Source organism: Hahella sp. NS-SX17 (assembly GCF_057367735.1).
Map to the genome: position 1 here is coordinate 4,881,931 of NZ_CM170632.1, position 13,320 is coordinate 4,895,250.

The following is a 13,320-nucleotide window of genomic DNA, read 5'->3' on the forward strand; positions in this document are numbered from 1 at the left end:
CCTTCATTTCGAATTACTGACATCCGGTGAGCCACAAGCCTCTTGTATTCTACTTGCTACTTTCCGCAACTAAAGTTGAATTTTTCCGTGGTCAAGGGATTGTTCTCAAGATTGATCCAGCCCACCCGGCAAAAGGCCGAGTCCAGGCTTGTGAATTTGTTGTTGGAAATGTCGATGCCAAAGGACACTTCGACATCCCCCCATTTCTCATAGCTTGTGTCCGTGATCTCAGCATTGCTCACATCATAAGGCAACCGCCCTATATGGCCTTCGGTGGGCTGACTCAATTGGGAAAGGCGAGCCAGGGAGACCGGCAACGAGGACAGGGAATTGCGGGCGAGGTGGAGAACCGCCAGCCGGTCCATGCCGTCCCATTGTTCCGGCAGAATATGAATATGGTTATCCTTTAAAAACACCCCTTTAAGCGAAGGCATCTGCGTAATCGCGTCCGGCACGGCCTCTAGTCGATTCTCAGAGAAAGACAGGTACTCGACATTGGGCAAAGTGGCGATGGAGGCGGGGATGGTAGCGAAACGGTTGGCAGCCAGATTCAGGTATTTCAGCCGGGTCAGGCCCGCCAGGGACTTCGGCAGCGCGGCCAGCTCGTTAGCCCCTAGGTCCAGGGATTTGAGGTTGCTCAAGTTGTTTATCTTATCGCTGATATGGGATATCCGGTTCATGGTGATGGATATTTTCTCCAGCCAAGGCATCTCAAACACTACCTCGGGAAACTCGGTGAATTCATTGGACTCAAGGCGGAGTTCTTTTAGATTTGTTAGGTTTTTCAAAGACGACGGCAAAACGGACAGCTTGTTATCGCCTAAGCCCAGGATAGTGACATGTTCCAATCCCTGGCCGGAAAAGAGGTCATCTGGAAGTTCTTCCCCCCCCTCCGCCGAGCCCTAGTTCAGGAGTTTTGCTCTCACGGGAGTATTGAACGCATGCCCGGTATTCCTCCAGAGCAGTCGGGGACTCAAGGCAAGCCGCATGCAAAGCTTCAAGCCGTTCCTGCCGGGCTATTTCCGCCTGGAACCTCGCTTCCTCTTCAGCGGAGTCGCCGCAGCCGGAAAGTAGTCCGCCGAGGATGGCGGTCAAAAGTAAAAGGTGAGATTTCCGAAGCTTGCTGGTCATATGACATTCCTGTACAGCACTATCCCAGAGCGATGGTAGTAGCAGTGAATTATATGAATTCGTCGCCCGCCAGGTTGGACGTTTGACAACGGTGGCGATGGGAGCACGTTTCCTACACCCGCCTGCTAAAGCGACGTAGACGGGACATTCCAAAAGGCTTGCTATCCCTGCTTCAGGAAATTTTCTGAACTCTCTTATCTACGATCAACGGGGCATACTTCTGCCGATAGATATCACTTCGGCCGCCAATTTTAGCCAGCAAAGACTCGGCGCGCAGAATAATTTCCTTGTTCATGGTTTCGCCTAGATATCCAGAATCGATAAATTTGCTTTCCGCTTTGTACAGGCTTTTATGCAGTACATTTATCCGGTCGATAATGGTCTGGCCGATACGGTTATACCCGATTTTTTGATGGTAGCCCCTGCCGAAGCCAATATTTTTCGGATAATCCGCCGCAGAGGGGCTGACGCCGATAGAGGTTCTCCCTCCTTTGCGCTTTTGTATAAAGTCGCTGTCGATAATCAGGTTCAGATACATGGTGAACTCGATTTCCTTGGCGAGCTTGTCTTCATCGGTGTAAGGAGTTTTGTCGGGCGGAGCAAAAAACGGGCCGTTGATTAAGCCTTTGTAAATCCGGCCCCGATCCTCGATAGAGAGTTTGCTATTGGAGGCGACGTGGCCGACCATGGCTTTGACCGAGTTCTTCGCCTGTTCGGTAAACTCCTTGAGAGCGCTATCCACCCGCCAGGGCTCATCCGACAGAAGCTTCGCCGGGCTGTTGAACTTGGTTTCAATATCACGCTTGGCCGAGGCCATGCCCTTGGTTTTCACAATGTTCCATACTTCTCCGAACACGAATTGCGTCGCCGCGCTGTTCTCGATAAAGGCGACGGTCTTGAAGACGCGCGTCAGGTTTCTTTTACAGATATAGTTCAACATGGCGTCCGCCAGCGCCACCCGGGCGGTGGCGGCGAAGGCGGAGGTCAGCAGGGCGCCGCCGCACAGGGACAGCGCCAGGAAAGCCAGGTCGAGCGCCTGCTGTTTTGATTTCTTGTCTTCATTTAACACGCTCTGAAACTTCTTATGGGCCGCCTCATACGCGCTGGAATACGGGGCGCTGACATACTCATCCCAACGGGATTTCGCATCGCTGGCTTTATCGGAGAGAATCTCTAATTTCCGGTGAATATTAAGGTGATCACTCATTCTACTTGCTCCTTTCCTGTCTACTTTCCGCAACTAAAGTTGAATTTTTCCGTGGTCAAGGGATTGTTCTCAAGATTGATCCAGCCAACCAGGCAAAAGGCCGGGTCCAGGCGGGTGAATTTGTTGTTGGAAATGTCGATGCCGTGAGCGACTTCACGAATCCCTCTTTCTTCGAACTTTTCGTCCATGCCTTCCGCGTTATCCACATCGAAAGGCAGCCGCCCTATATGGCCTTCGATGGACTGGCCCAACTGGGGAAGACGGGCCAAGGATGCCGGCAACGAGGACAGGGAATTGCGGGCGAGGTGGAGAACCGCAAGCCGATCCATGCCGTCCCATTGCTCCGGCAGAATATGAATATGGTTGTCGGTTAAAAACAGGCCCTTCAGCGAGTGCATTTGCGTAACCGCGTCCGGGACGGCCTCCAGTCGGTTGCGGGCAAAGGACAGGTACTCGACATTGGGCAGGGTGGTGATGGAAGCGGGGATGGTGGCGAAGCGGTTGGCCGCCAGATTCAGATATTTCAGCCGGGTCAGGCCCGTCAGGGACTTTGGCAGCGTGGCCAGCTCGTTGACCGCCAAGTCCAGGGATTTGAGGTTGCTCAGGTTGTTGATCTTGTCGCTGATATGGGAGATTCGGTTAAAGGTGATGGACATTTTCTCCAACCTGGGCAACTCGAACACCACCTCGGGAATCTCTGTGAATTCATTCTCGAACAGATACAACTTTGTCAGATTTGTCAGGTTTGTCAGGGAAGATGGCAAGGTGGTCAGCTTATTGTTGTTTAAGAAAAGGACAGTGACATGTTCCAATCCCGCGCCGGCGAAGATGTCATCTGGAAGTTTTTCTCCGCCACTACTGAGGCTTAATACAGGATTCCTGGTTTCGCGGGAGTGCTGAACGCATGCCCGGTATTCCTCCAGAGCAGTCGGGGACTCAAGGCAAGCCGCATGCAGGGCGCTGATGCGGTCATCCCTGGCTATTTCCGCCTGGAACCTCGCTTCCTCCTCAGCGGAGTCGCCACAGCCGGAAAGTAGTCCACCGAGGACGGCGGTCAAAAGTAAAAGGGGAAATTTCCGAAGCTTGCTGGTCATATAACATTCCTGTACAGCACCTTGGTGGGGCTTGAAATCTATTTTTAACAAGTAAGTTGAGCCGCCTTACTAAGCGATTTTTCAAGTAAATATCAAGAACTCATGATTAATCCCTAAAATCCTCTGGCTGCGCTGAAAGGTAGCTTTCAGCCCATTTTTCCCACGTATCAGCAAACCCGGAGTCCCCCAAATGGTATTACCCAAGGTGATATCAAAGTGGCGATGGCTTGTATTGAATTGATTGCAATAAATATTGCTTTTATAACCGAAACAAACCGTAACAAAACTACCACTCAATACACAAGCCGTCAGAAGGGCTATGCCATAAGGTTCGAAGGCAGTCCATTATTGTATTCTGACTGGCGAAATGCACAGGAATTGAGTTTTGTGATAACCCTCTGCGCCAAATCCGGCAAAAACTCACAACGGTAAACTCAAGTCGGCTTTTACCGCTTCGATGGCGATGATGGTGTAGAACTTACTGATCTTCATGTCGTCCGGAAACAGTTTGCGGGTGAGTAGGTCGTATTCGGCGATGTTGGCCACGTTGACGATTAATACGAAATCGAACTCCCCTGCTACGTAGTAGCATTGCTGCACCTCTGGGAATTTGATGATCCTGCGTTTGAAGGCGTCGACGATTCGTGGTCCGCCTTTTTCCAGAATTACCTGAATGATCACGGTCATTCTGTTACCCAGCAGTTGCGAGTTCAGGATCGCCACTTCCTTGTGAATAATCCCCTGCTCTCTCAATCTTTTAATGCGACGTTGGATCGCCGTGGGCGATAGACCGATTTTCTCCGCCAGTTGTTGGGAGGTTTGCTGGCAGTCTTCCTGCAATGCTTTTAGCAATGCGACGTCAAACGAGTCCAGTGCGTTCATTTTCGCCTCTTTTATGCGTTTATTATGAAAATAAGCGTGTTTTCGACATTCTAAATCATAAATACGCATAAATTATTCAACCCTATCCTCCTAAAATGTCGCTCTGGTATTCAGTAATTCAAAGTTTCAGATAGCAGTAGGTGAATCGTGACAGTTGAGCGGGCTCGTATTGGACAAGGCATCACCATGGGCGTCTTGGCGGCATTGATTTGGGGTATCTGGCCGGTTATTTCCCGCCTGGGCGTACAGCAGACTTTAACCGCCTACGATGTGGCCGCCATTCGCTTTATCGTGGCTGGCGTGATTTTTCTGCCTTGGGTCATCAAGTCGGGTCTGGGAGGTCTGACCTGGAGACAGGCGCTGATTCTCACTACCGGCGCCGGGGCTCCCTATGTACTGATCAGCGTTGGTGGCCTCACTTTAGCGCCCGCAAGTCATGGCGGGGTTATTATTTCCGGTTGCGCCTTTTTGTTCGCCACACTGGGCAGCGTCCTGTTATTGGGCGACCGACCCTCTTCTCCGCGCTGGATCGGTTTCTTGCTGATCGCCTTGGGCATCATGAGTATTGGTTACCGGAGCGTCACCACTTCGTCGGACGCACTCGCCGACGCCTGGATTGGCGATCTGGTATTCGTCCTGTCCGGTTTCCTGTGGGCGTCCTACACGCTCAACAGCAAACGCTACAATGTTTCGCCGGTAACCGGAGCGGCCATCGTCTCCGTTCTGTCTATGTTGATATATGTCCCCGCCTATCTGGCGTTCGGCGACCCCCACCTTCTTCAGGCAAGCGGACAGGAATTACAGGTTCAAGGCGTATTCCAGGGCGTCCTCGCCGCCGCCATCGCCCTGGTGTGTTATACAAAATCCATCTCCATTTTGGGCGCAGCCCAAGCCGCCGTCTTCACCTCCCTGGCGCCGGGTCTGGCGGTGCTGTTCGGCGACGTAATACTCGGCGAAACGCCAAGCTCCGCCGAATATATCGGCGTCTCTCTGGTCATATTGGGATTGTTGACGTCGCTGGGACTGTTTCACTGGCGAAGAACATCCCCAGCCACAGCGGCTGATGCTTAGCCGCCGTCTCTTATTCAGATAAGACGCTGGGATACGCCCTAAACCGAAGTAAGTACGGTTATATATTCATCACTCCATCAAATAATTAACATGGCAATCATATTGGCATGTTATTAATCCGGCATCGATATAGGCATTCTATGCCGCATATTTGATGCTTGGGTGGTTAAAGTATTTTTTCACCCTCGAAGGCTTCTTTTGCAACATACACATATGTGATCGAACTTTCTTTTTGAGATCCCCTTTCTTTCGCGCCGGCTTACCACTGTGAACTCCCGCTTTTAAGTCACAATTCAAGTATTCGTCCGGGTTCAATTCCGGGGAATAGGCGGGTAAATAGAACACTTCTATACGATCCTCATTCTCCTCAAGCCAGGCCTTCACAACCTTGGCGTGATGGACTCTCAAATTGTCCAGTATCAGGAAGACCTTCCGTTGGGCGTCTTGGATCAGCCGCTTCATGAACCCTATCAACCGGTCTGCGTCCATTGAGCCGTCATAGATTTGAAACCGCACTTTGCCCTGGTTGCTGATCGCTGAGATCATATTGACCGACTCACGCTTGGCGTTCAGGCGAATCACCGGCGTTTTCCCTTTCGGCGCATAGCCCCGCCCATGTTGAGCGTCGCTTCGAAGCCCTGTCTCATCCCCCCAATAGATCTCCGCCCCTTCCGCCTTCGCTCGTCCGCTGATGACCGGGTATTCCTCCTTCAGCCACTTCTCGACTTGAGACGGGTTTTGCTCATACGCTTTCTTCACCGGCTTCTGCGGCGTGAAACCCCAGGCGGCCAGATAACCGCCAACCGTTCGGATCGCCAAGTGCTCTCCCGTCTCCTGCGCAATAAGCTGTTGCACCGCCTTACGGGTCCAGAGCGCATACTCCAGCTTGAGCTGGTCCGGGCTTTTATCGACAATCAAACATCTGATTCGGTTCTCCTGCCCTGGCGTTAATCGCTGTCCCGAACCGGGCTCTCGTCCCCGGGGCTTGGATTTAATCCCGCTAACCCCTTGCGCTTCATAAGCTCTGATCCACTTTCCCACCGTCAGGTTATGGACACCGACCTTATCGGCTATTTCCTGATAGCTATACCCCTGCTTGCGCAGTCGCACGGCCTGTTTTCTTTTTTCTTCCTGCGCTGCGGCAGGTAATGAGCGAGCGTCTTCTATAATCATATGGGCATTGTATCATATCTATATCGATGCCAGGTTAATAATAACCCAATACAGATAGTCCACAACAACCCATATCACAAGAATCCTTCCATCTTAATATATAGATAGGCGCAGAAATAATAGTTATTATTCAGTCCCTTGCATGAGCGAGCCCGGCTTTTTTAAGTATACAGAGAGCTGGCGACGCCTAGTCTCAAAAGGAAGCGTCCGACATTATGGATAATGAGAAAACAAAGCGCCTTTTTGATAGAGCATTTCCCCTCCGAGACACGGACCCCGCGCTCGTTTCAATACCCCCTTTCAGCCAAAGTTAATATGAAAACCTGATTAAGGATAACGATGAAAATAGTCAAAATTCTGATAGCAACGTTGATGGCGCTCTCCTTTACCGGATGCGCGTCGAATGGACGCCATATGTATGTGGACGGCAAATGCATCTCGTGCTGGAACAACCCTGTTACAAAGGAACCAATAAACTATGAGGCTTCTGAGGCCAATCGCCGCAATATAGAAACCAGGCAGGAAGTGCTCGCCTGGCATGAAATGATGCTGGAAGGCTTGACACAGTCAGGCGTTAAAGACCTGGCGCCATATGGAGAGGACTACTTAAAACACAACATTGGGAATAAGTTCGTTTCGCTACGGAACAATGAAATTTCATACCGCAAAGAAATTCATCGAGCCACTCTGGAGCTGGAAAATGCACTGACTCAACACTCCTTGCAAAACGCGTATCAAATTACGGTTCCTGTTGAGTTAGGGAAGTACGACTTTGACAAAAAAGCGTTTCCATTCAGGCCTGCGAAAGACTTCGCCCTTAGTGGGGGCAGCAATATCGAGGTATTGCCTCGCGAGATCACGGTTACAGTTGAGAATTCTTCAGCGACACCCAGCCTGAAAATGAGCGCGGAGGACGCTGAATCTTTCCTTAATCACAGAAACAATGGCCGCTGGATATACGTTCGCTATATTATCGAGATAACGGGAATGAGCACACCCTCTGCATTTCAGGCTCAAATAAAAGAAGTGCAATTTATCGACATAAAGCCAAGCATCGTGACACGGGATAATAAAGAAAAGTATCCACCGTTTCGTTCCGTTGCCATTTAATAACGTGAGACTTCACTACTTTTTCTCTTATATTCAGACATTCGAAAAAGTTGATGAGAGCCGTATTCTCTGAATCAAGTCAAGTACTCACCAGCGCAAAGTCAATACAAGCATATATAAAGTAGAAAGAGCGAGCTTTCCGATATTTCCGTAATGGGACAATATCGGAAAGCTCCGGGCGCGCTGCTTACTACCGACTATTTCTGCATCAGCAACGGTTCTCTGTCGACACTCTTATGCGGGGGAATCATGGTATGGGATGGGAAAACATCGTCGACATATATTTCCCAGGGAGGGATTGGGCGGGTTTCCTCTACAACGTGGTTTATGAACTTCCTGACGTGGGCGGGTTGGTGACGGGATTGGGTGTACACCAGATTAAGTTGCCGCGTGGGCTGGAAGCATTCTTTCTGAATAGGAATCAGAATGCCTTCTCTTATTTCATCCACACACATAAATACCGGTAACACCGCAATGCCAAAACCGTCCATCGCCATTTGCTTCGCCAACGAAAAATCATTTATCTGCACGCGATCGCCTATCTTCTCGTTGATCCGAAAATCGTCCAGAAGTTTGCAGTCATGCATAGCGATGATGGTGTGATTGATAACGTCATTGGGATTGTCAGGCAGTCCGTTCATTTCCACATATTCCGGGCTCGCCACATATGCAAAGGTCAATACGCCAAGACCGCGGGCGATCATAGTCGAATCCACCAGGGGTCCCAGCCGAAACGCCATGTCTATTCCTTCACTGATAAGACAGGTGCGGCGGTTGCTCAGATGAATATCGATTTTTACCTGCGGCGTTTTCTTGAGGAAATTGGTGAACAATTTCGACATGGCGTTATTGTTATTAAACGCCAGGGGCATACTGACTTTTATTTCACCTACGGGAGTGCTTTGCAGAGATTTGACCATCGCATTGGCCTCCTCCGCCTGCTGCACTATACAAGTGCAGTATTGGAAATACGCTTGACCGGCGGTGGTCAATTCGAAGTTACGAGTGGTTCGCCTGATCAGGCAAACGCCTAAAGATTCCTCCAATTGAATAATTTTACGACTGATGGTTTGTTTACTTATACCAAGCATTTGACTTGCGGAGGTAATGCTCTTGGTTTCCGCAACCTTGGTAAAAATACACATACTGTTAAGATCCATAGTGCATTCATCCCTAACTATAATGAAAAGCTTATTTTCTTAGTTTTATTAACGCCCGGCGTCTGGCCTCCAGCTACCGGTCAGTTGGTCCTGCAACCAACGTCTTTTCAACTAAACTGCAACCTATTCCAACAGCTGGTGATCCATCGTTGTAGTTATAAGCAAGTTCATCCGTCCGTGCTGTTAAATATTCACATTCGGTGAACCATTTCAGTCGCAACGCCTTACCGCTGAACCGCAAAGAGCGCCGCCTCCGGTGAGAAACGCGTAACGTTCTCACGCAGAAATTCAGGGTGTTGTGAACCGGCAAACCCGGTCCTTATTAGTTCCAGGGGTAGTAATAGTTATTCAGTATTTTTTGATGTTTTATGGAGTGAGCATTCATCCCGAGAACAGAATGTAAACTGATTCGGTGAAGCTTTAAATAAACCTTTAGCCTAAACCGGGATATTTTTTTAAAAAGTGCTTCCGTCACCATAACTTAACCCTATTGTCCTACAAGTTTTCGACCTGGATGAAATACCCTATCCGGTTTGCCCGGCATCGAGATATTTATGCGTGAAGAGATGTGAGAATTGGATGCGTGGCGGCGAGTTTAGTTCCGCAGACACGGCAATGCGGACTATAAAACGATTAAGTCGCCACCCCAGAACAACAGACCTTAACCGTTTGCGTGCGTCCCGCCCTCTGGCGTCCTGGCGGGACAACTTATGCGTCAATCAGTTATCTTCAGTCAACTCCAACATCAGTCCGTCCAACTCTTCCGCATAATTTATCTGGCACGCCAGCCGCGATACTCCCTGAATGTAATCAGACTTGGTTTCCAATAATTCGGCTTCATCATATGCAGGTTCGGGTAAGTGGCGCGCGTTCTCCCCGCGCACATAAACATGACAGGTGCCGCAGATGCAGGCGCCTCCGCAGATCGCCGCCATCTCAAAGCCATTGTCCCGCAACAGCTCCATCAGAGAGAGCCCGTCGACCGCCTGGATTTTTACTTCCGCGCCTTGCAGATCCTTCACGTTTATCGTTCCCATGCTCCACTATCACCCTGTCTTGTCTTTACTTCCCGCTGCGCGGGGACATCCACCGCACAACCGACCCTGTTACGCACTGACTCGCATCGTCATTTTAAAGGCAGGTATTTTTCCTGCGTTTTTTGGGATTTTAACAACTTCTCCTTACCCGGATAGCGCCATAAGAGGGAAACATTGTCCCAATTTTGAAACCGCCATTGTCCCATCCGCGCTTAACGCCAAAATCTAATACACAATTAGGTTGCATATATAAAAAGCAAGTAAAGCGCGCTTTTTCCAAATTCTCACTATACGTTTCTTCTATTGAAACCAAAGGGAGAAATCAATTTTTAAACAGAACCTTTATTTCATCTCCGTAATATTTACCGAGCCCTTTAAAATATTTATGTCAAAGTCAGCGACGTTCGAGTTGAGCGGCAGCTCTCTAAACTTAATGCCGTTTATTAAATACCATCAGTAAAAACCGAAAGAATCAACCACTTAACCTGTGTTTTAAGGCTAGGTATAGGCTTTTGCCACTACGGAAAATACCTATAGATAATCGATTATCCTAGTCCTTATTAACGTTGACAGATTGTAATTTTTTAACCTACTATTTTTTCCACTTGCTTGCCGCGGCGTCAGCAAACGATGCGAATGGAAATACCAACTCATACAAAAATCGCATCAAGGAACGACTCCGGCATTCAAGTTGGCGGATTGTCGCCAAGCCCAGGAATTCAGAGGGTTAGCCCTCTCATCAAACAGATGCTTGAATGACCCGGGTGGCGCGTCGCCATAACAAGGATGGGAAAGAACTGTACTTGGATGTTTGGCGATTCGGATAATAAAGGGCTACCAAGTGCAGTGTATGGATAGCCTTAACGCGACAGGGTTAACGCGTAAAAAAGATAACAAACGGGTTTGCTAAAAGCCTTATATGACTTTTACATGGAATGTGAAGTTTATTTGCCGTCACTTCACTGCATTTCATACTTTTACCAAAGCATGAAATGATCCTATTGGATCAGGTGTATCTATATCCAAAGCCTGTTCTATTTTCGTTTGCCTATCTTTTTATATATCGTTCTCTTGCGTATATATCTTCCAATTCGTTAAGCGCCAGTATGCTTCGACCCGGTTAAATAATTAAAACTGGAGTTTTAGCATGTCTGATCGACACTTTAAGCTTAATGCCTTGATAGTCGGCCTTACGCTCGCTTCCGCTCATACAATGGCGGCGGAGCGCGTAGATCTCCGCACTTACCAAAGCGCGGGATTCGCAGCGTCTGGCTCATCTATGGCTTCCCTCAGCAACGATGCTGCTTTGGGACTGTTAGGGGAGAATGGCCTAGTCAAGCTTTCGAGCCGAACCGAAGCAAATGGCCGCACCTATGAAAGACTGCAGCAAACCTATCAGGGATTGAAGGTTTTCGGCGAGCACATCATCATGGTGCGCGATGCGAACGACGAAGTGGTCCATATGAATGGCGGCCTTATTCAAGGCATCCAGGCGGATCTGGACAATGGTTTCGTACCCGGAGCCAACCCCACCATTTCCGACAAAGAAGCCCTGAGCATTGCGAAAAACAACAGCGGCTTCACCTTTGTAAATGCGCCGCAGTATCGTAATAAGTCCACCGAACTGATGATCTACTTCGACCAGGAATCCGAGCAGGCGAAGCTGGTCTATGTGGTCAACTACTTCTCCGAAGCCACCAAAGGCGCGCCTGATCCCAAGCGTCCATTCTTTATCATCGACGCTCATAGCGGCGACGTGATCAAGACCTGGAACGGCCTGGCGCACCAGGAGGCCACGGGCCCCGGGGGCAACCAGAAAACAGGAAAATACGAATACGGCACCGACTACCCCACTTTTGAAGTGGACTCCCAGTGTCGTATGAGCACCGCCGATGTTGAAACGATCAACCTGAATCACCGCACTTCCGGCGGCAGCATTCACCAGTTCACTTGCCCGAGAAACACCGTCAAGGAAATCAACGGCGCATACTCTCCGCTGAACGACGCGCACTTTTTCGGCATCGAAGTGTTCAAAATGTACAGCGAGTGGTTCGACACCTCCCCGCTCAACACCAAGCTGAAACTGCGCGTGCACTACAGCAATGGCTATGAGAACGCATTCTGGGACGGCAGCCAAATGACCTTCGGCGACGGCGCCAGCTACTTCTACCCGTTGGTGGACATCAACGTAGTCGCGCACGAAGTCTCGCACGGCTTCACCGAGTTCAACTCCGGCCTGGTATATGAAAGACAGCCCGGCGGTATGAACGAAGCGTTCTCCGACATGGCGGGCGAAGCGGCTGAGTTCTTCATGCACGGCGAAAACGACTTCTATGTCGGCGCCGCCATCATGAAAAACGGCGACGGTTTGCGCTTCATGGACAACCCTCCCCGTGACGGCAGATCTATCGGCCACGCCAGCGACTACTATGACGGCCTAGACGTGCACTATAGCAGCGGCGTTTACAACAAGGCTTTCTACCTGCTGGCCACCACCAGCGGCTGGGACACTAAAAAAGCTTTTGAAGTATTCGTACGCGCCAACCAGACCTACTGGACGCCAAACTCCAACTTTGACGATGGAGCCTGCGGCGTTGAGTCCGCTGCGGAAGACAAAGGCTACAGCAAAGCCGACGTTACTGCTGCGTTTGAACAAGTCGGCGTAAGCTGTGATGGCGTTCCTCCGGACGATACAGTTATTGTCATGACCAAAGGCGATCCGATCACTGGCATCTCCGGCAACCAAGGCACCGAGAAGTTCTACAAACTGAGCGTGCCCGCCAACGCTACCGACCTGGTCTTCACCATGAGCGGCGGCAGCGGCGACGCGGACATGTACGTCAAGTTCGGCTCCAAGCCAACCACCTCCAGCTACGATTGCCGCCCATACAAAAACGGCAACGATGAAGTGTGCACCTTCGAGAATCCAAGCGAAGGCGAATACTTCGTCATGCTGCGCGGCTACTCCAGCTACTCCGGCGTCAACCTGGTCGGCGACTTTAACGGCGACACTGATCCTGGCGGCGGCGAGTTCGAAAACACGGATGACTATGAGATTCCCGATAACGACGCCAATGGCGTTTCCAGCCCGATCGAAGTGAAAGAAATCGGCACAGCCGACTCCGTTGAAGTATCTGTGAACATCGTTCACACCTATATCGGCGACTTGGTTGTTCAGCTGGTCGGTCCGGATGGCAGCGTTCAGACGCTGCATAACCGGTCCGGCGGCAGCGCAGACGACCTGAATGAAACCTACACCGTAAACGTAGGCGGCAAAAACGTTGACGGAACCTGGGAGTTGAAAGTCACTGACCGCGCAAGACGCGACGTTGGCTACATCGACAGCTGGAAAATGGTGTTCTAAGACAAGACCCTTAAGGTCTGATCTAAACCATTAAATGTGACCGCAGTCTCGGACTGCGTAAATATCCGGCGACGTAAGTCGTCGGATATTT

At 50.2% G+C, this 13,320-nt stretch carries 11 protein-coding genes; 3 read left to right on the top strand and 8 right to left on the bottom strand.

What is annotated here, in order from left to right; translation table 11 throughout:
- Positions 1–56 precede the first annotated feature (56 nt).
- The 5 genes from AC2IBB_RS21695 to AC2IBB_RS21715 form a co-directional block, all read right to left on the bottom strand.
- The gene (locus AC2IBB_RS21695; RefSeq protein WP_486328826.1) at positions 57–788 is read right to left on the bottom strand and encodes a leucine-rich repeat domain-containing protein; all 732 of its coding nucleotides are present in this window, start codon (positions 786–788) and stop codon (positions 57–59) included.
- A gap of 79 nt (positions 789–867) precedes the next feature.
- On the bottom strand, positions 868–1,131 hold the full coding sequence (locus AC2IBB_RS21700; protein ID WP_486328827.1) for a hypothetical protein: 264 nt from the start codon (positions 1,129–1,131) through the stop codon (positions 868–870).
- 172 nt (positions 1,132–1,303) lie between these two features.
- Positions 1,304–2,338 carry a hypothetical protein gene (locus tag AC2IBB_RS21705; protein WP_486328828.1) on the bottom strand — a complete coding sequence of 345 codons (1,035 nt, stop codon included), beginning with the start codon at positions 2,336–2,338 and terminating at the stop codon, positions 1,304–1,306.
- Positions 2,339–2,358: 20 nt separating this feature from the next.
- Positions 2,359–3,432, bottom strand: coding sequence for a leucine-rich repeat domain-containing protein (locus tag AC2IBB_RS21710; protein WP_486328829.1), 1,074 nt, complete (start codon positions 3,430–3,432; stop codon positions 2,359–2,361).
- A gap of 420 nt (positions 3,433–3,852) precedes the next feature.
- Entirely contained in the window at positions 3,853–4,314 is a 462-nt protein-coding gene (locus tag AC2IBB_RS21715) for an Lrp/AsnC family transcriptional regulator (RefSeq protein WP_486328830.1), read from the bottom strand.
- Between the two features lie 147 nt (positions 4,315–4,461).
- On the opposite strand from AC2IBB_RS21715, the gene AC2IBB_RS21720 reads away from it, so the two are divergent.
- Positions 4,462–5,385, top strand: a complete 924-nt coding sequence (locus tag AC2IBB_RS21720; protein ID WP_486328831.1) for a DMT family transporter — start codon at positions 4,462–4,464, stop codon at positions 5,383–5,385.
- Positions 5,386–5,523: 138 nt separating this feature from the next.
- Here the strand turns inward: AC2IBB_RS21720 and AC2IBB_RS21725 are convergent, their stop codons facing one another.
- Positions 5,524–6,558: an IS630 family transposase gene (locus AC2IBB_RS21725; protein ID WP_486328297.1), complete on the bottom strand. Its 1,035-nt coding sequence runs from the start codon at positions 6,556–6,558 to the stop codon at positions 5,524–5,526.
- 339 nt (positions 6,559–6,897) lie between these two features.
- Here AC2IBB_RS21725 and AC2IBB_RS21730 point away from each other — a divergent pair, with 339 nt between their 5' ends.
- On the top strand, positions 6,898–7,668 hold the full coding sequence (locus tag AC2IBB_RS21730) for a DUF4852 domain-containing protein (RefSeq protein ID WP_486328832.1): 771 nt from the start codon (positions 6,898–6,900) through the stop codon (positions 7,666–7,668).
- A 197-nt stretch (positions 7,669–7,865) separates the two neighbouring features.
- Here the strand turns inward: AC2IBB_RS21730 and AC2IBB_RS21735 are convergent, their stop codons facing one another.
- Together AC2IBB_RS21735 and AC2IBB_RS21740 are read right to left on the bottom strand one after the other, a co-directional pair.
- Positions 7,866–8,828: a LysR family transcriptional regulator gene (locus AC2IBB_RS21735; RefSeq protein WP_486328833.1), complete on the bottom strand. Its 963-nt coding sequence runs from the start codon at positions 8,826–8,828 to the stop codon at positions 7,866–7,868.
- Positions 8,829–9,547: 719 nt separating this feature from the next.
- A complete protein-coding gene (locus AC2IBB_RS21740) occupies positions 9,548–9,865 on the bottom strand; it encodes a 2Fe-2S iron-sulfur cluster-binding protein (RefSeq protein WP_486328834.1) in 318 nt (105 codons plus the stop codon).
- A gap of 1,147 nt (positions 9,866–11,012) precedes the next feature.
- Here AC2IBB_RS21740 and AC2IBB_RS21745 point away from each other — a divergent pair.
- Positions 11,013–13,229 (top strand): M4 family metallopeptidase, encoded by a 2,217-nt coding sequence (locus AC2IBB_RS21745; protein ID WP_486328835.1) that lies wholly within the window; start codon positions 11,013–11,015, stop codon positions 13,227–13,229.
- The last annotated feature ends 91 nt before the right edge of the window (positions 13,230–13,320 follow it).